Below are 17,793 nucleotides of genomic sequence, written 5' to 3' on the forward strand. Positions count from 1 at the left end.
TCAGTCTCGGATCCCGGAGGATCGTCTTCCGCAGGATCTTGCCGAAACGCGGTCTCCTGGCGCAGAGACGGTACGGATAGGCGAGCGCCTCGCCTTGGTATACCTGAGCACCGCACAAGCCGGCTGGCGCGACTCGACTGAGCCGGGTGAGTTGGCGGGACGGGCTTGGCTTGGGTTTCGCACGGCGGGCGGCAACGGCCACAGGGACCGGATTCCGGGAGGACGGCTTGAGATGAAGAAGGTATATTCCGACGCCACGCAGGCGGTCGCCGGCGTGCTCAAGGACGGCATGACGATCATGGCCGGCGGCTTCGGCCTCTGCGGCATCCCCGATGAACTGATCGACGCGATCCAGGCTTCGGGCGTCAAGGACCTCACCGTCATCTCCAACAATGCCGGCATCGACAACGTTGGGCTCGGCAAGCTGCTGCAGACCCGCCAGATCGCGAAGATGATCTCGTCCTATGTCGGCGAGAACAAGGAATTCGCCCGGCAGTATCTCGGCGGCGAACTCGCCATCGAGTTCAACCCGCAAGGCACCCTGGCCGAGCGCATCCGCGCGGGCGGGGCGGGCATCCCGGCCTTCTTCACCAAGACCGGCGTCGGCACTCTCATCGCCGAGGGCAAGGAAATCCGCGAGTTCGACGGCGAGACTTACGTGATGGAGCGCGGCCTATTCGCGGATCTCGCCATCGTCCACGCCTGGAAGGGCGATACCGAAGGCAACCTCGTTTACCGGAAGACCGCCCGCAACTTCAATCCGATGATGGCTACCGCCGCCAAGGTGACGATCGCGCAGGTCGAACATCTGGTCCAGCCGGGCGAGATCGACGGTGACGCGATCCATACGCCGGGCATCTTCATCAAGCGCCTCATCCACGTGGCGATCCGCGAGAAGAGGATCGAGCAGCGCACGACGCGCAAGCGCGGCGAGGCCGCCATCCCCTCCGCCGCCGTCTGATATCCTAGGGAGACACCATCATGGCCTGGACCCGCGAACAGATGGCGGCGCGCGCCGCCAAGGAACTGCGCGACGGCTACTACGTGAACCTCGGCATCGGCATTCCGACCCTGGTCTCGAACTACATCCCCGACGGCATGTCGGTGCAGCTGCAATCGGAGAACGGCATGCTCGGCATGGGCCCGTTCCCGTTCGAAGGCGAGGAGGACCCCGACCTCATCAACGCCGGCAAGCAGACGATCACCGAACTGGCGACCACCAGCTACTTCTCGTCCTCCGATTCGTTCGGCATGGTCCGTGGCGGACACATCAACCTGTCGATCCTCGGCGCGATGCAGGTGGCGGAGAACGGTGACCTCGCCAACTGGATGATCCCCGGCAAGATGGTGAAGGGCATGGGCGGCGCCATGGACCTCGTCGCCGGCGTGAAGAAGGTGGTGGTGGTGATGGAACACACCGCCAAGGGCAAGGACGGCTCGGAGAGCGCCAAACTCCTCACCGCATGCGATTTGCCGCTCACCGGCACCGCCGTCGTCGACATGGTGATCACCGACCTCGGCGTCTTCACGATCGACAAGAAGGGCGATGGCGGCATGATCCTGATCGAACTCGCCGACGGCGTCACCGAGGATGAGATCCGCTCCAAGACCGAGGGTGCGTTCACCGTCGCGCTGAACTGAGCTGCGGCTCCGTCGAAGGGTTCGGCGTTGGAAAAAGGCTCCGGGTGCCGCCGCATCCGGAGCCTTTTGCATAAGCGGGGCTCACGCCCGCGCGGTCGACCGTCCGTGAACGCGGACCGGGAACGGGAAGGCGTCCCGCAGCGGCTTCGGGTCGAGGGGGGAGGGCGGGAGCACGCATGCGCGGCGATCGAGCCAGGTCAAGTCTTTGAACTTGCGAGGCAAGTCGAGTGCTGCGTCGGCAAGACCGACCGATTGTTTGTAATCTCGCATCTTGAAGGAATCCTCTGCCGCGCTCTTCCCGTCAGACAGACGCGCCGATTGGCAGGGAATGCCGTAGGCCTGTGCGACGATGAGCCCGTGAAGCGACGTGGAAACGATCTCCTCGCACGAGAGGATGTCTCGGATCACACGTTCGATATCATCGAACGTCACCGCCAGGAGGGAGATGACCTTGACGTGGTCGGCGCCGATCGCCGTCAGAGCCTTGCGGATCCGGGCTTCCTGCAAAACGTGCGGGATGATGCCGATCGTGTGGGTCTTCTCCACGATGGGTGAATAGAGTTCGGGAAGCAGAATGGCGGCATCGCCGTAGATTTCGGGGCATTGCCCACCCGCCGCCAGAACGGCATCGCGGGAGAGCGGGCCGCGCACCGCCGCGTAGATCGCGGTCGGGCAGAGGTCATCGGTGCTGCGCGGCATGCCGGTCCCCCACAGATGCATGCCGGGACGGGCGAACTTGGCGATGCTGCCGATGCAGAGACCGTCCGCCTGCTTCGCGTCGAACCAGCGGGGCATCACGCCGAAGGCGTGCCAGAGCATGTAGGGCGTCAGGATATCGCCGAAATTGCCCGGAAACGGGCTGCGCATCCACCAGATCTTCGGACGGAAGCGTTCGTCGAGATCGGCTTCCGCCGCCAGGTCATCGAAGGTCAGCAGAGCGCGATACGCCGAAACGAGCGCGCCCCATTTCTCGGCCGACTGGCCGAGCAACTCGGCTTCCAGTTCGAGGAACGCGTCCCGGTCTCCATTCCTGAGAAAGGTCAGGAACGTTTTCGCTGCCAGCACCTCGTCGTCATTCGCCACTCGTCATCTCCCCTGGCAGGATCAACCGCGAAAGCAGAGCCCGCGTCTCGAATGAAATCGATGCGATTACAAAGGCTTACATCACCACTGACCCCTGCGATCATCGGAGGCTTATCTCAGGGCCCTCTCCCATGTCGAGGCACTGTCGCGTCATCGATCAGACTTGGTCGCCGCCCATGCGGCGTTGCGCCGGCTATAGAGCCCGACGCCAGCTGTCGCAGCCCGAGCACCGAAACGATGGGTACGCATGCCGGTCATGGTGCACGATGGCAGGCGAGTCTCGGGCGCCGGCGTCGGCGTGGTGTTCCCGGCGCCGGGTACGCGACCGCGGGCCTGTGAGACAGCTCGACCGTTTACCGTAAACTGCCCATTAATCCGACTCGTCGAAACCTAGCGATTGTCGGGGCCGCGACTGCGTTCGTCGGTCCCCGCGAATGGTTTTGAGGGTAGTGGTGTATGCGTAGCGCTCAGACGGCGATCGACAACGTGGTTCCCTTCCGGCGACCCGGCAGGCCACAGCCCCAGGCTCCCGTCGTTTCACCCTCCCTCGCCGCCCGGCGCGTCGACCAGCGTGCCCTCATGGATGCGGTCTATGCCAGCGGAACCCTGGCCGTCGCAGCCGGTGACCGTGAAACCAAGCTGATCGCCGCCCGCCTGCAAGTCTACGGCTTTCTCACCGTCGAGGAACTGGGTGACGCAGGCACCTTGCGGCGCCTGCGCCCCTCCGAAGCCATACGCGCCCAGGCCGATCGCCCCTGGCGCCTGTCGAAAGCCGCCTACGGCTCGGGCCTGTCCGTGACGATCCCGGTCGCCGACGATTTCCTCTTCGACTCTTCCCCTGGGATCTCCGCCTGATTTTGGCTCACGCAGACGGTGACGACGCCCGCCGGACACCGTAAAGGTGAGTCCATGACCGCAATCGCGGCATCGTCGGATATCGACACACCACCGACGCGAGTGCACTTCAGGGCCTGTAGCTCAATGGTTAGAGCCGACCGCTCATAACGGTCTGGTTGCAGGTTCGAGTCCTGCCGGGCCCACCACTCACTCTCCGCGAACGACGTGAATTCGCGTTTCGCGGGAGATGATAGCCATCTCAAGGACTTAGCGAAAAGCTGCTGTTCGGCGGCCCCATCTCCGGGGCGATGTTGCTGCCCTGATTCCAGGCGAATTTCGCCGGTTTCTCGCCTGCCGCAGGTGCAGCTTCCGCAACATTTCGGCTCGCCGTGCTGGAGACCAGTTCGTAGGCCAGCGGAGCCTAGGTTCGCTGGCGGCCGTGCACTGGCGTGTGAGCCAATCCCATCACTTCGGACTGGACTTGCGCTGCGAACGGAGCGGAACTGTCGGTGTTCGCAAGGCCACCGACGCGGTGCGCACTCGACCCCTGCCGATCCCTCGCGATCCGCGGGGTTGCGCTAGTGGCAGCACACCCGCTGCCCAACCATCGCACGGGCCACCTTCATGATCGACGAAACGCACCATGCGCTGCTGAAGGCAGCCGCCGAATCGCACGACCAACTGATCACCCGTCCAGCCGGGCTGAACGCCCGAGCCGCCAAAGCGCTGCTTGCCAAGCTCCGCAAGACCGCGCTGGCGGTCGAGGTCGTCGTCACCGAGGACGAGCCACACTGGCACAGCGATGAGCGCGGTCCGATCGGACTGCGCCTCGCGCCAACCGGTCGGGAAAGCCTCGGCCTCGACGCCGGACCGGACAAGGCTGGGACAAAGTCGCGATCCGGCACGAAGCAAGCGCTGATCATCGCGATGCTGCAGCGTGACGAGGGCGCCACTGTCGCCGACCTGATGGCCGCCACCAGCTGGCTCGCCCATTCGACGCGCGCCGCCCTGACCGGCTTGCGCAAGCGAGGGATGACCCTCACGAAGGGATGCGATGCAGAGGGTCGGACCGTCTATCGCCTGACCGACGATGCCACGACGGAGGCCCGGTGATGGCCGCCGTGATCAGCCCCGAGCTCAAGCGTGAGATCGAGGCGCTCGCTTCCCTCGATCTGGGCGACCTGCGCATCCGCTGGCGGCAGCACCTGCGAACCGCTCCTCCCCCGCACCTGTCCCGCCCCCTGATGGTGCGGCTCCTGGCCTACCGCATCCAGGCCAAGGCGTTGGGCGACCTCGATCGCGACAGTGCCCGACTGCTCGATCGGATCGCGAAGGAGCGCCTGCGCCGCCGCGCCGCCGCCGAGCGGGCCGCCAAGCCGAAGGCACCGCCCCTCGTCCCGCCGATCCCGACGCCTGGGCTTCGGCCCGGCACGCTGCTGGTGCGGGAGTTCGGCGGCGAGGTCCACACCGTCACCGTGGTGACCGGTGGGTTTGCCTGGGGGGAGACGACCTATGCGAGCCTGTCGGAGGTCGCCTGCGCGATCACCGGCACCCGCTGGAACGGACCCCGCTTCTTCGGCCTGCGGGACAAGGTAGCCACCAGAGCGCCAAGCGGGGCCGAAGCGGCATCGATAGTTGTGGCCGTGGGAGGGATGACGTGATGGCATCCCTCTCCAAGCCGTCGCACCTCAAAGCCCAGCTTCCGAAGATCCAGGCCCCCAAACCCCAGGCCCCCAAGATCCTGCGCTGCGCGATCTACACCCGCAAATCCACCGAGCACGGTCTCGATCAGGCCTTCACCTCCCTCGACAACCAGCGCGAGGCGGCCGAGGCCTATATCAAGAGCCAGGCGCATGAAGGCTGGCGCCTGCTGCCCGAGGCCTACGACGATGGCGGGGTCTCGGGCGGCAGCCTCGATCGTCCGGCCCTGCAGCGGCTCCTCGCCGAGGTCGAGGCGGGACGCGTCGATGTAGTGGTGGTCTACAAGGTCGACCGGCTCACCCGTGCCCTGTCGGACTTTGCCAAGCTCGTCGAACTGTTCGATGCGCACGGCGTCTCCTTCGTCTCGGTGACCCAGGCCTTCAACACCACCAACAGCATGGGCAGGCTGACGCTCAACGTCCTGCTGTCGTTCGCCCAGTTCGAGCGCGAGGTCACGGCCGAGCGCATCCGCGACAAGATCGCGGCTTCGAAGCGCAAGGGCATGCGCATGGGCGGCCCCGTGCCGTTTGGCTACCGCGTTCATGACAAGAAGCGGATGCCTTGCCCGATCGAAGCCGAGCAGGTGAGGGCGATCTTCGAGCGCTATCTCGAACTCGGCTGCCTCAACGGGCTGGCGGCCGATCTGCAGGGCCGGGGCATTCTAACCAAGCGAACCCCGCGCCGGGATGGCACGGTCCGTGGCGGCATCGCCTTCACCAAGGGGCCGCTGGCCTATCTGCTGCGCAACCGGGTCTATATCGGTGAGGTGATCCATAAGGACCGGCATTACCCCGGCGAGCACGAGGGCATCGTCCCGCGCGAGCTGTTCGATGCGGTCCAGGCGGCGCTGAGCGAGAAGGCGCAGGCGCAAGGTTCGGTCCGGGGCAACACCGGCTCTTGGCTGGCGGGGCTGCTCTACGACGACCGTGGCAACCGGATGACGCCGAGCTCGGCCAGGAAGGGCGCTCTCCACTACCGCTATTACGTCTCGCGCGCACTCGAGACGGGACAGCGCAGCGAGGCCGGCTCGGTCCCGCGGGTGTCGGCGCCCGAAATCGAGCAGGCCGTGCGAAAGGCGCTGACAGCAACCGCCTCCCCTGATCGTACGTCTGCGTCCGACGAGACGTCCCTGCTCGCCCAGGTCAGCCGCATCGTCGTTCACCCGAGCCATCTTGCGATCATCTTCGTCGAGCCGGAGGAGGCCGGACAAGACGACCGGACGGAAGGAGTAGGAGCGGTCGAGCCCTCTCACCTCCATGTACCGTGGTCATCCCGACCGAGCCGTCGTCGGCGCCAGATCATACGCGCTGAGGGAGATGAACGGTCAGCGTCGCTGCGACCGATGCGGGCCGAGACCCGGGACCGTCTCATTGACGGGATCGCCAAGGCGCGCTGCTGGCTCGACGATCTTGTCGCTGGCCGTGCGGCGGACACCCACGCGATCGCCGTAGTGGAAGGCTGCAGCGAGCGCTCGGTGCGCATGACCCTCAACCTCGCCTTCCTCGCTTCGTCCGTCATTCAGGCGGCAATCGAGGGGAGCCTGCCAGAGGGTTCCGGCATTTCCGCGCTCATGAACGCATCAATGATCTGGAGCGAACACACTGATGCCCGTAGCAGTAATGGAGCGTGAAGGAGCGTTTGCATTGCTTCCCCGACTATCCATGCCGTCCTGTCAGACGGACGCTCATCGCCATGTTGCTCCGTCAGCAATGCGCCAAGAGCGGAAGTTGGCCTCCGGCCCAGTAGCCGACATTTAGGTTTGGGTATGCGACCGTCCGGTGTCGAGCCAACTCGGTCATTCCCGCCGTGTTCGATAGACGATCGACAAACGGACGTTTCCGCTCAAGACCCTTTGCAGAAGGTCGGAAGGTCCGCTTTCGGGCGCTCGATAGAACTGAGCCCTACGACTGGGTCGGGTGGTTTGCTGCCGGTCTGCTTTTTAGAAACAAAGTCGAGAAATCAGACGTTCGCTCGGACGGCGACGCACGTCGGCATGGCGTGAGAAGTGGCCTTTTAGCGGCGTCAGTCGTCACGCCATCTCACAACAGCGCGCTGTCGGTCTGCCAGCCATACCAATTCGGCTTCTTCCAATACGGTTGGAAGAGGACGTGTAGGATCGTTACGCCTCGTATGCCGCCCGAGGGGGTACGCCACCTGATCGAATGGCCTTCGGATAAGCCCAGAACGGCGGCGCCGAGCGGCGATAGGACCGAGATGCATGTCCCGTCCCATTGCTCCTCGTCCGGGTGGATCAGCTTCAGGCGTCCGACATCGTTGGTGACATCGTCCCGATATTCGGCGCTAGCGTGCATCGTCACGACGTTCCAGGGCAACTCGTCCGATTTGACGATTTCGGCGCGGTCCAACTCCGAGGCGAGAAAGGTAAGTGCGGCTACCTTCGGATCGCTTTGAGGATTGCATGCCACTGCCCGACGCAGACTAAAGATATCTGTGTCCGGGATGACCAAGTGAGGTAATCTTCCGAGGGCGACATGATCCGTCATAGCGAAGCCTCCGTCCTCTACAGCAGACAATAAGCAAACATACCGAGGGAGAGGTTCGGCATCGCGAAGAAGGGACCGTCCAGGCTATTCCCTAGACCCTCTCGGGCACCTTCACGCCGAGGACCGTCAACTGCTTCACGGTTCCCGTTCGGGTTTGCCAGTCCATCGACTGGCCGATGCTCAATCCGATCAGGGCCGCGCCAATGGGAGTCATGACGGACACCCGTCCCTGCTCGATGTCCGCCTCGCCAGGGTAGACCAGCGTCACCGTCTGGACCTTGCCCGTCGCATCGTCCCTGAACTCGACCGCGCACCCCATCTGCACGAGGCCGGCAACGCAGGCCTTGGGACCGACTATCCTCGCACGGTCTACCTCGTCGGCGAGGAAGGAAGCCACCTCGGGCGTGCGATCCGCGGCGAACGAGGCCAACTGCGCCAAGTGCTTATGGTCGTCCGCCGTCATCTTGATGGACGGCTTCATCATCTTCTGAGACACGGTCGATTAATCCCTGCAGCTATTTGAATCCGGAACGATCAAGCGGCGCGCGGGCCCGGATCGTCGTCTTCGCTTGTGGTGGCGTCGGACCGCCCATCCCCCGGGCTGATAGGCGGACGCGGATAATTTGTGCGCGCGAACGGAATCACCCTGCGTGCTAGCGGAAACACGTTCCGCGCAGGTACTGCGTCGCCCGCATCGCCTATGCCGTCGTGGGTTTCGGGTGCAGGACGCGCCTTTGGCTCGGACTTAGAAGTTTCCATGGCTTGAACTCCGCAATGACGCGCCATCAGCCGATCCGACGGCTGGGACGCGACGCAGGTTGGCCGACAGGCGAGCCGCATAGGCTCCTACCCGCCGATAGATACGCGATGATGTTGGTTGGTGCCGGCCGAAGCCGTCACGAAATCCCCGAGCGGCCGGCGCAGGCGTGCGCCTCTGGCTCGGGGCTACTCGCCCGCGATGAGTCTACCTGCCCGGAGCAGGCCACGATGGGGAGGCCAAGGATTGTGCATGGTTCCCCATATCTCCGGGAAGTTCTCCGGCTTGTCAATTCCGGTATCGCCGAATGCCTCAACCCTGGAAATTCCCTCGACGGGACTTCGTTGACACCCGTACGGCTTAGCCTATGCTTGGCGTCACGATGTCGAACCTTCTACGCAGCATTCGCCTCTTGGGGCGCGCGGGCAGCCTGCAAGCAGGCTCTTAAGCCCTGGCGCCCGGCCTGCCTTTTCAGGCGTGGCCCGCACCAGGGATGAAACCTCAGAGCATTCCGTCCATTCCCGCAGGCCGTTTCCCGGCTCGGTCGGCGTAAACGCGCGGTTTCGCGTGGTCTGGCGATGAGATGCTCGAAAGGGCCTAACGCCCGCCGTCCCCGCCAACGCTGCTGCTCGGCTCCCAACCCTCTGAATGGCTGTCGATTTAGGTCTGTTGTCGCGTGTCATCGCCGAGCGCGATGCTGCGGGGGACCGGTAATCCATCCACCCTCGATCCATGACTGACCGGTCGTGAACCGGGCACCCGATCCGATCCCGAAGCCGACCCCTCCGGCAGTCGGATGACAATGCGGTTGCGGCTAAAGCGCCGCCAAACATTCCCCACGAAAAGGAACACGACCAATGACCGAACCCATATGGCCCGTCCATGGCCGCATCACTGGCCCCATCGTTATGATCGGCTTCGGCTCCATCGGACGCGGCGCCCTTCCGCTGATCGAGCGGCACTTCGAGTATGACAAGGCCCGCTTCACGGTCGTCGAGCCATCCGACGCGCACAAGTCCCTGGCCGACAAGCATGGCCTGCGCTTCGAGCAGGTGGCGCTGACCAAGGAGAACTATCGCGACGTGCTGACGCCGCTGCTCACGGAAGGCGGCGGCCAGGGCTTCTGCGTGAACCTCTCGGTCGACACCTCGTCGCGGGCGATTATGGAGCTCTGCCGTGAGCTCGGCGCGTTCTACATCGACACCGTGGCCGAGCCCTGGCCCGGCTTCTATTTCGACAAGAACAGGAGCCAGGGCGACCGCACCAACTACGCTCTGCGCCAGGAGATCCTCGACGCGCGCAGCGCCAGCCCCGGCGGCACCACGGCCGTGTCGTGCTGCGGCGCCAATCCAGGCATGGTGTCGTGGTTCGTCAAGCAGGCGCTCCTCAACGTCGCCGGCGATCTCGGCCTGAAGACTCCTGAGCCGAAGGACCGCGCCGGCTGGGCCGCCCTCATGCGCGAGGTCGGCGTGAAGGGCGTGCACATCGCCGAGCGCGACACCCAGCGCGCCAAGTCGGCCAAGCCGATGGGCGTGTTCGTCAACACTTGGTCGGTGGAAGGCTTCGTCTCCGAGGGCAACCAGCCGGCCGAGCTCGGCTGGGGTACCCACGAGACCTGGATGCCGGAGAACGGCCGCGAGCAGGAGAAGGGCTCGCGCTGCGCGATCTACCTGCTCCAGCCCGGGGCCGACACCCGCGTGCGCTCCTGGACGCCCACGGTCCAGTCGCAGTTCGGCTTCCTCGTGACCCACAGCGAGGCCGTCTCGATCTCCGATTACTACACGGTGCTGGAGGGCGAGCGCGCCGCCTATCGCCCGACCTGCCACTACGCCTATCACCCCGCCAACGACGCCGTGCTCTCGCTGCACGAGATGTTCGGCAACGGCGGCAAGGTGCAGGAGCAGCACCATATCCTCGACGAGACCGAGATCCTCGACGGCATCGACGAACTCGGCGTGCTCCTCTACGGCCACGAGAAGAACGCCTACTGGTTCGGCTCGCAGCTCTCCATCGAGGAGACCCGCCGCATCGCCCCCTACCAGAATGCCACGGGCCTGCAGGTGACCTCGGCGGTGCTCGCCGGCATGGTCTGGGCTCTGGAGAACCCGGAAGCCGGCATCGTCGAGGCCGACGAGATGGACTTCCGTCGCTGCCTTGAGGTGCAGAGCCCGTATCTCGGTCCCGTCATCGGCGTCTACACCGACTGGACGCCGCTGACCGGTCGCCCAGGCCTGTTCCCCGAGGACATCGACACCAGCGACCCCTGGCAGTTCCGCAACGTGCTCGTCCGTTAAGGGGTACACGATGACGAGCGTCGTTCACGTGGTGGGCGCCGGGCTGTCGGGGCTCTCCGCGGCCGTGCGTCTCGTGGAAGCCGGGCGTACGGTGATGGTCCATGAGGCCGCCAGCCATGCCGGCGGCCGCTGCAGATCCTATCACGACCCGCAACTCGGGATGAGTATCGACAACGGCAACCACCTTGTCCTGTCGGGCAACGGGGCAACATTCGCCTTTCTGAACCTCGTCGGCGGCCGCGAGGCGGTCGCCGTGCATGCGCGTGCGGAGTTTCCCTTCATCGACCTCTCCTCGGGCGAGCGCTGGACGCTGCGCATTAATGAGGGGCGGGTGCCGTGGTGGATTCTTGATCCAGGCCGGCGCGTCCCGGGCACGCAAGCCACCGACTATGCATCGATCCTGCGCCTTCTGTCGGCAAGGCCGGGCACGACCGTATCGGATGTTCTGTCCTGCGAGGGCCCGCTCTACGAGCGGCTTTGGCGCCCCGTCCTCCTGGCGGCTTTGAACATCGACCCGAAGGAGGCCGATGCGACCCTGGCCGCGCAGGTGCTGCGCGAGACCTTCGGCGAGGGCGGGCAAGCCTGCAGGCCCGTCCTCGCCCGGGGCGGCCTCTCGGACGCCTTCGTCGATCCGGCATTGCGCTTCCTGAAACAGCGCGGCGCGGTAGTCCGCTACGGCAGCCGCCTGCGCCGGCTCGCATACGAGGGGGGCCGCGTCGTTGGCCTCGTCCTCGACAACGGTTCGATCCCGTTGACGCCTGGGGATGGCATCATCCTCGCGCTTACGCCAAAGGCGGCGGCGGACGTCGTCCCGGGGTTGGACTCTCCGATGGATCACCGGGGGATCGCGAACATCCACTTCCGCATGGAATGCCCGGTTGGCATGCCGCGGCTGACCGGCGTGGTGAACGGACTGTCCGACTGGATCTTCGCCCATCCGGGAAGGATCTCCGTAACCATCAGCGCGGCGAACCCCGACGTCATGAGCCGGCGCGAGCTTGCGCATCAGATCTGGACTGAGGTCTCCTACGTCACCGGCCGGTACATGACAGGCCTTTCGGACGCGCCTCCCCCTTGGCAGGTCATCCGCGAGAAACGTGCGACCTTCGCCGCGACGCCCGGGGCCGCTCGTCTTCGCTCGCGGACGCGCACAGAATTCCGGAATCTCTTCATCGCCGGCGATTGGACCGACACGGGTCTACCCGCCTGCATCGAAGGGGCGATCCGGTCGGGCGAGAAGGCCGCTCGTGTCGCGATGGAGACGAACAGGCTAGCCGCCAAGGCACCTTGAGCCCGAACGGCGGCCTGCGTTCCCTCGGGCCCGGCACGCGAACGTGGCGACCCGAACCCCGACGATCCACCAAGGCCTTCGCTGACGTCCTTGCGTCCAGGAGTGGCACCCATGCGCATCCTCGTAGCCACCGACTTCTCGCCTCGTTCGCAGAGGGCGGTTCGGCGTGCCGGCATCCTGGCCGCCCAAAACAGTGGGGTGGTCATCCTGATGCACGTCGTGGAAGGCCCCGACTGTGCCGAGACGGCGCAGGACTTTCGCGAGGCACGGCTGATGACAATCGAGCAGATTGCCGTGGTGCCGCAGCTTTACCGCGTCCCGTGCGTGCCACTCGTGGCCAGGGGACGGCCCTCCGATGCGATCCGCACCGCCGCGACCGTCCATAGCATCGACCTGATCGTGGCTGGATACAGGTGCGGGGCGCCAACCTTCGGCCTACGGCGAACCGTCGGAAGCCTGATCCGCGACGCCCCGTGCCCCATCCTGTTCGTGAGGCGCAAGGCCGCCGCCTACGCGCGGGTCCTGGTTCCGGTCGATCTCTCGGACGCATCGGAGCGAGCACTGCAGAGTACGGTCCACCTCGGTCTCGCGAACCGCGCGCGCGTGACAGTTCTGCATGCCTTCTTCGCGCCGGGAAAGGCGAGACTGCGCGCCTCCGGCGTCTCGCGCGGACAGATCGCCGGATATGTCGAGGGATGCCGCTCCCGCGCCGCAAGGGACGTCGAGGCGTTCCTCGCCGGCGCAGGCCTGTCCGATTGGAAATGGACCAGGCAGATAGAGGAGGGAGGCCCACGCGAGACCATCCCCAGGATCGCCGAGGATGGGCTTTCGGACCTCCTTGTCATCGGCACACATACGCGAAGCCGACTGGGGAAGGCGCTTCTCGGAAGCGTCACCGACGATGTCCTGTCCACGGAAGGGCCGGACGTCCTCGTCGTCCCATCGCCTCGTTCCAGACGCGGGTGGCTAACTTGGCTGACGTCTCGCGTCGGTTGGTCCGAGCCCGGACCTCAGGTGACGGCGACCACGGCGGGCCGGGCGTCCGCAGTGGGTGGGCAGACGTGTGCAAGGTAGCCTGGTCCCTGCGCCGGTTCATGGGGGCCAGGACCGAACACTGTCCCGCGTCGAGCTCGCCGGTGACTCAAACGGCACGGCTCCGCGCAGGCAACCAGAGTCTTCGTCAGAGGGCTGAAGGAAGCGGGACACCGGCTTCGAACGTGCGGCCATGGGCAACCGATATGACCCAAAGGGGAGCGACCAGATGAGGATCTTCGTCGCACGGGTCCTGGCCGTGGCGGTCATGCTGTTCGTCCTGGATGCGGGACACAGGCTGGATCAAGTCGGTCCCCGTTCTCTGATCGAGGGCTGCCTTATCGCCGCCCTTTCGGCGACCCTGGTTGTGATGCTCATACATCGGTGAACGTCCCCGTACCCCGCGACACACCATGAGAAAGTGAACAATAATGACCCAATACCTGACCCGCCTCGGCACCGGCTTTGACGTGCACGCCTTCACCGAAGGCGATCATGTCTGGCTCGGCGGCATTCGCATTCCCGCCGACTGCGGTGTGCTGGCCCATTCGGACGGCGACGTCGTCCTGCATGCCCTCACGGACGCGCTACTTGGAGCCATCGCGGACGGCGACATCGGCACCCACTTCCCGCCAAGCGACGAGAGATGGCGCGGCGCCGCCTCAGACCAGTTCCTGGCCCATGCGGTCTCGCTGGTGCGCGCGCGCGACGGCCGCATCGAGCACCTCGACATCACGGTCCTAGCCGAGGCGCCCCGCATCGGAGCGCATCGCGAGGCGATACGGGCACGAATCGCCGAGATCGCCAGCGTGCCGCTCTCGTCCGTCTCCATCAAGGCGACGACCACCGAGCAGCTCGGCTTCGTCGGCCGCGCCGAGGGCCTCGCCGCCCAAGCCTCCGCGACGGTTCGGTTACCAGAGTCAGAGTGTGTTTAGGCCGCGAGTGCATCTTGGCAGCTGGCATAAGTGGCCAATGCACCAGTGCAAGCTGCCTTGGCCCAGAGGTGGGCGCCGCTTCCGAGCTGTCACGCCAGTCCGAGCACCTCAACGCCGAGGTGAATCGGTTCTTGGCCGCCGTCCGCGCCGCCTGAGACGATCGAGTGAGGGCGGGGCAGAATATAGCTGCCTCACTCCGCATCCGGCGGACACGGTGCAACGAGGTCAGGTATGTGCCGGAACCTACGACGCGTAGCTTGGACTGCGCATCTCGAACTTCGTCGACCACTTCGGATTCCTGGTAAGCTCGGCCCAGGCCGGCACGATAGCAACCGAAGTCTGCTCCGACGCAATGCTGCGCGAAAGCGGACAGTCGCGAAACCACCCATCGCGGACGTTCGTGGCGGGCTCGATTCGTTAGATTTTGACTACTAGGTCCTGCATCAAACCGCAGGTTTCGCGGCCACCCAGCATCGCGATGACGAGCCGTCCCATCACGCCGTCATCGTCAGCGATAGGCCAAGATCGGCCCCGGCGATCAATCAGGCATGGACGGCGCCTTTGCTCAGAGTACAGCCGGCAAGATTGGCGACGAGAACGCGTTCCACTGTTCGCATCTCGATCACCGCTCCTCGAAGGGGCGAACCGGTACGGAGCCGCCCGGCTGGATCGGCCCGAGATGCCGGGCGATGCCGGCATAGGCCGGATCCGACGGGGCGTAGCGGACTCGAGCATCTCCCATGGCGCCTCCAATCGATTCCGCACGCAGGATCAGGACGAGGCTGCCGTCCGGGTCCTGTGTCGCCACCCCGATGGGGCCGGTACTTATCGGCCCGGCAGATCGGGCACGCGGATCCGTCCGGACATCGGACTGGCTGCATACGATTGAGGGAGCGCATGGCGGCAGAACGACCAAGCCGACTAGCGTGACCATGACCAGCGTGCGTGTCATGCCGAAGCGCCTCCCGCACGTGCGCGCCCGACGATGCCGTACAACGATCCATCAGGGCTGGTTGAAATACCGGTCGGACGCCTGCCCGCCCTCGGCCAGCGGCATCGCGATGCGTCCGCGCCGATCGATGAGCCCCCACAGACCACCGACCATTGAGGACGGTACGCGGCCGTCAGAACTGCAGCCTTGGCACACCAGGGCCTCGCCACGGGCGTTGAATGGGAAGGACCAATCGTATGCGGTGGTGAGGACACGACGCAGGCGTCGATCATAAAAAGCGACCTTGCCCGCGTGCCAGGCACGCACGCGCCCCGATGCGAAGGGGTCCGGCCCGTTATCGAGGATGAAAACGGGCAGCGCCAGCCCGTCGCGACGCGCCCAGAGCCAACCGACCCCGTCGACGACGATCTCAGTCAGCCCACCGTGGAAGCACATGCGCGCGAGGTAGGCGGGGTCGATGCGGACCATCACGCCATCGCGGCGGGCGCAGTGCGCGTAACGGTCGAGGTCGGCGTAGACGTTGCGGCAGGCGAGGGGAAAGGTGGCCGCCTCGGCACTCCGCGCCGGGAGGGGAAGAGACGCGAGCACGGCCGTCGCGATCAGGGCGACGCGAATGCCGAACGCCGCGCCACTCATCGGATGCCTCCGGCGCCCAACGGGACCGGTCTCGCCCGCTGCGTCGTCCACGGACACGTCGGACGCAATCGCCCGCGCTTCGGTTGCGGGCGTTTCGCCCGTCGGCCATATCTTTCTGGCCATTCACGCAAGGACATCGAATGCAATTAAGGCTGGACCAGTCATCCGTCGAGGAACTCGATCTGGCTCTGCGCCTCTACCGGCGCATGTTGTTTCGCCTCCCAGCGATCCTCGTCCTGGGCTTTGCCGGTATCATCGGCGTGTCGCATCTCAGCACCTTCCTGTCGCCGCCCTACGGCGTCTATTTCCTCGGTCAGGGGCTGGTGACCTGGTGGCTGTTCGGGCTCCTGGCCCTGCTGTTCGCGGAACTCTGGTGGGAGGGCCGCCAGATCGGAAAGGCCCTGAACCATCCCGGCCTGCAGGACTCACCCATCGCCGGCCTAATGGGCGGCCTGGGCGTGATCGGGGAGCGCGCTGCGGAGATGGGTATGGAACCCGGTTTCCTTCACGGCCCGCTCCGGCCTATCCGTCGACGGTGAAGCGCGCGCGGAGGGGAGAGCCCACGTCGGCCGTCAGCTCAGGCGGTGGCAGGTCGAAGTGGTCTCAGGTGTTCCGCGCATCCCGGCCGCCGACCGGATCTCGCAAACCACGTACTTGCCGCCGCGCTCCACGGTAAAGCTGGGACCCATGGCGGATACGATGCGGTGGCCGCCGTTGAGGAGCATGCTCATCGGCTCCTCGACCGGTACCCAGACGGTCGTGGGACGCGGCGGCATGGCGGGCGCCTGGGCGATGGCGGGGGCGCTCGCGAAGATCAGCAGGAGGACGGTGTGCGGAAGGGGGCGGCGCATGTGAAGTCCTATCTTTTGGTCTTGCGATGGCCACCGGACCGAAGCGCACTTCCGGCCCGTTCCGTTCAGGGCATGACCACGGCGAGGTCCACCGCCGGCAGCCAGCCGATGACGGGAGCCTTCTCGCCCCGATAGCGTACCCGCAACCAGCCGTCCCGCCGTTCCAGCACAGCGACCGGATCGTATTGGACGAGGTAGGGCGCGCGCGCCGGGGCCGGCCCGGGTTCGTGCCGGAAGGCCGTGCGCTTGGCCGTCACTAAGCCGACGCCGACCCATTCCATCGAGGCCTCGCCAGCGTTCCGGGAGAGCGCGTAGGGGATTCCCACCATGGTGCCCGTGGTCATCAGGCAGCCGCCGTGGTTCTCCGAGAGGGTCAGTGCGGCCCCGCCTAGGGTGAAATCGAGGTGCCCTGCGATGCGTTCTGGTTCGCCTGGATACCACGTCTCGACCGTTGCCCCGTCGCCCGCGAGGGTCCCGCGCAGCAGGAAGATGCAACTGAACTGCGGGCCGCCGGGATCGGCCGTCCCGCGCTGCTCGGCGAAGACGCCCGCCACCGCGCTGCCGGAGACCGCCAGGGTCAAGCTCTCGTAGTTGCCGGATCGCGCGGCCGGCTCGGCTGCCGCCGCTTCGCAAGTGGCCAGCAGGATGGCAAGGCCCAAGGCGGGCCAAACCGTTCGCGACGTCGCGACCCGGTCCTCACCCCGCGCCATCAGAGGTTCTTCTCCAGGACCTTCACCACGGCCTCGACCCGGTCCTTGAACTCCGCGACATTGGAGAAGGGACGCCAGTTCACGTCGAGGGTACCGCCGTCGAACTTCAGGCCGTTGGGGTAATTCGAGGCGGGGGCGGTCTTCTCGTCGAAACGAACGCGGATCGCCTTAAGTTTCTTGGCCAAAGCCTCGCGTCCCATCGGGTCCTTGCCGACCTCCTTCAGCCCGGCTGCGAGTGGCTCGAAGATGGTTTTCTCGAAGTAGCCCTCGTCGGAATAATACTTGGCGTCGCCCGGAATCGTGAGCTGATCCCACGCGACCTCCACCGGAATGGGAAAGCCGGCCGCCTCTTGCATCGCCTTCTCCTGGGCGGGGTAGCGGTCCTGGCGGTAGGCTGCGATGGCCCGGCGCTCCGCGAGGCCGACCGTCGGCTCGGCCCTGGCCAACGGGGCGGACAGAACCACCAAGAGGGTAGCGGCAAGGGCGTGACGGCGTGAGATCATTCAGCGGTTCCTAGGTATGGTTGCGATGTTGGAGTGCGGGCCCAGTGCGACGGTTCGATGACGGCG

At 65.7% G+C, this 17,793-nt stretch carries 18 protein-coding genes, 1 tRNA gene and 1 pseudogene; 12 read left to right on the forward strand and 8 right to left on the reverse strand.

The annotated features are described in order from the left end of the window. Positions 1–232 precede the first annotated feature (232 nt). Both A3OK_RS0103385 and A3OK_RS0103390 read left to right on the forward strand, forming a co-directional pair. Entirely contained in the window at positions 233–961 is a 729-nt protein-coding gene (locus A3OK_RS0103385) for a CoA transferase subunit A (protein WP_019903526.1), read from the forward strand. A 20-nt stretch (positions 962–981) separates the two neighbouring features. Then, the gene (locus A3OK_RS0103390; protein WP_019903527.1) at positions 982–1,641 is read left to right on the forward strand and encodes a 3-oxoacid CoA-transferase subunit B; all 660 of its coding nucleotides are present in this window, start codon (positions 982–984) and stop codon (positions 1,639–1,641) included. Positions 1,642–1,722: 81 nt separating this feature from the next. On the opposite strand, the gene A3OK_RS0103395 is transcribed toward A3OK_RS0103390, so the two are convergent. Continuing rightward, positions 1,723–2,724, reverse strand: coding sequence for a polysaccharide pyruvyl transferase family protein (locus tag A3OK_RS0103395; RefSeq protein ID WP_019903528.1), 1,002 nt, complete (start codon positions 2,722–2,724; stop codon positions 1,723–1,725). 456 nt (positions 2,725–3,180) lie between these two features. On the opposite strand from A3OK_RS0103395, the gene A3OK_RS0103400 reads away from it, so the two are divergent. The 5 genes from A3OK_RS0103400 to A3OK_RS0103420 all read left to right on the forward strand — a co-directional run bounded on the left by A3OK_RS0103400 (position 3,181) and on the right by A3OK_RS0103420 (position 6,892). Next, positions 3,181–3,579, forward strand: a complete 399-nt coding sequence (locus A3OK_RS0103400) for a hypothetical protein (RefSeq protein ID WP_026596889.1) — start codon at positions 3,181–3,183, stop codon at positions 3,577–3,579. A gap of 112 nt (positions 3,580–3,691) precedes the next feature. Further along, positions 3,692–3,767 (forward strand) — tRNA-Ile (locus tag A3OK_RS0103405). A 418-nt stretch (positions 3,768–4,185) separates the two neighbouring features. Further along, positions 4,186–4,674, forward strand: coding sequence for a DUF3489 domain-containing protein (locus A3OK_RS0103410; protein ID WP_019903530.1), 489 nt, complete (start codon positions 4,186–4,188; stop codon positions 4,672–4,674). Further along, complete coding sequence (locus A3OK_RS22275) at positions 4,674–5,222, forward strand: DUF2924 domain-containing protein (RefSeq protein ID WP_019903531.1); 549 nt, start codon at positions 4,674–4,676, stop codon at positions 5,220–5,222. The genes A3OK_RS0103410 and A3OK_RS22275 overlap by 1 nt, the downstream gene beginning before the upstream one ends. Then, positions 5,222–6,892, forward strand: a complete 1,671-nt coding sequence (locus A3OK_RS0103420) for a recombinase family protein (protein ID WP_019903532.1) — start codon at positions 5,222–5,224, stop codon at positions 6,890–6,892. The genes A3OK_RS22275 and A3OK_RS0103420 overlap by 1 nt, the downstream gene beginning before the upstream one ends. Before the next feature lie 409 nt (positions 6,893–7,301). On the opposite strand, the gene A3OK_RS0103425 is transcribed toward A3OK_RS0103420, so the two are convergent. Together A3OK_RS0103425 and rnk are read right to left on the reverse strand one after the other, a co-directional pair. Next, positions 7,302–7,766 (reverse strand): GreA/GreB family elongation factor, encoded by a 465-nt coding sequence (locus A3OK_RS0103425; protein WP_019903533.1) that lies wholly within the window; start codon positions 7,764–7,766, stop codon positions 7,302–7,304. A 91-nt stretch (positions 7,767–7,857) separates the two neighbouring features. Further along, positions 7,858–8,262, reverse strand: coding sequence for a nucleoside diphosphate kinase regulator (rnk, locus tag A3OK_RS0103430; RefSeq protein ID WP_026596891.1), 405 nt, complete (start codon positions 8,260–8,262; stop codon positions 7,858–7,860). A gap of 1,118 nt (positions 8,263–9,380) precedes the next feature. On the opposite strand from rnk, the gene A3OK_RS0103435 reads away from it, so the two are divergent. The 4 genes and pseudogenes from A3OK_RS0103435 to ispF all read left to right on the forward strand — a co-directional run. Next, positions 9,381–10,817 carry a saccharopine dehydrogenase NADP-binding domain-containing protein gene (locus A3OK_RS0103435; RefSeq protein WP_019903535.1) on the forward strand — a complete coding sequence of 479 codons (1,437 nt, stop codon included), beginning with the start codon at positions 9,381–9,383 and terminating at the stop codon, positions 10,815–10,817. 10 nt (positions 10,818–10,827) lie between these two features. Continuing rightward, complete coding sequence (gene hpnE / locus A3OK_RS0103440; protein ID WP_026596892.1) at positions 10,828–12,108, forward strand: hydroxysqualene dehydroxylase HpnE; 1,281 nt, start codon at positions 10,828–10,830, stop codon at positions 12,106–12,108. Positions 12,109–12,219: 111 nt separating this feature from the next. Next, entirely contained in the window at positions 12,220–13,182 is a 963-nt protein-coding gene (locus A3OK_RS0103445) for a universal stress protein (protein WP_019903537.1), read from the forward strand. A gap of 389 nt (positions 13,183–13,571) precedes the next feature. Next, positions 13,572–14,075: pseudogene (ispF, locus tag A3OK_RS0103455) on the forward strand (2-C-methyl-D-erythritol 2,4-cyclodiphosphate synthase); the annotation flags it as partial. 622 nt (positions 14,076–14,697) lie between these two features. On the opposite strand, the gene A3OK_RS0103460 reads toward ispF, so the two are convergent. Together A3OK_RS0103460 and A3OK_RS0103465 are read right to left on the reverse strand one after the other, a co-directional pair. Next, positions 14,698–14,883, reverse strand: a complete 186-nt coding sequence (locus A3OK_RS0103460) for a hypothetical protein (protein WP_019903540.1) — start codon at positions 14,881–14,883, stop codon at positions 14,698–14,700. Between the two features lie 195 nt (positions 14,884–15,078). After that, the gene (locus A3OK_RS0103465) at positions 15,079–15,663 is read right to left on the reverse strand and encodes a hypothetical protein (RefSeq protein ID WP_019903541.1); all 585 of its coding nucleotides are present in this window, start codon (positions 15,661–15,663) and stop codon (positions 15,079–15,081) included. Positions 15,664–15,803: 140 nt separating this feature from the next. Between A3OK_RS0103465 and A3OK_RS0103470 the strand changes: the two genes are divergently transcribed. Continuing rightward, the gene (locus A3OK_RS0103470; RefSeq protein WP_019903542.1) at positions 15,804–16,202 is read left to right on the forward strand and encodes a hypothetical protein; all 399 of its coding nucleotides are present in this window, start codon (positions 15,804–15,806) and stop codon (positions 16,200–16,202) included. A 33-nt stretch (positions 16,203–16,235) separates the two neighbouring features. Here the strand turns inward: A3OK_RS0103470 and A3OK_RS0103475 are convergent, their stop codons facing one another. The 3 genes from A3OK_RS0103475 to A3OK_RS0103485 form a co-directional block, all read right to left on the reverse strand. Then, a complete protein-coding gene (locus A3OK_RS0103475) occupies positions 16,236–16,514 on the reverse strand; it encodes a hypothetical protein (RefSeq protein ID WP_019903543.1) in 279 nt (92 codons plus the stop codon). A gap of 65 nt (positions 16,515–16,579) precedes the next feature. Further along, positions 16,580–17,224, reverse strand: coding sequence for a hypothetical protein (locus tag A3OK_RS23440; protein WP_019903544.1), 645 nt, complete (start codon positions 17,222–17,224; stop codon positions 16,580–16,582). Continuing rightward, positions 17,224–17,727 (reverse strand): hypothetical protein, encoded by a 504-nt coding sequence (locus tag A3OK_RS0103485; RefSeq protein WP_019903545.1) that lies wholly within the window; start codon positions 17,725–17,727, stop codon positions 17,224–17,226. Before A3OK_RS0103485 ends, A3OK_RS23440 begins: the two co-directional genes overlap by 1 nt. Positions 17,728–17,793 lie beyond the last annotated feature (66 nt).

The sequence above is a fragment of the Methylobacterium sp. 77 genome (genome assembly GCF_000372825.1).
In the GTDB taxonomy this organism is placed as follows: Bacteria; Pseudomonadota; Alphaproteobacteria; order Rhizobiales; family Beijerinckiaceae; genus Methylobacterium.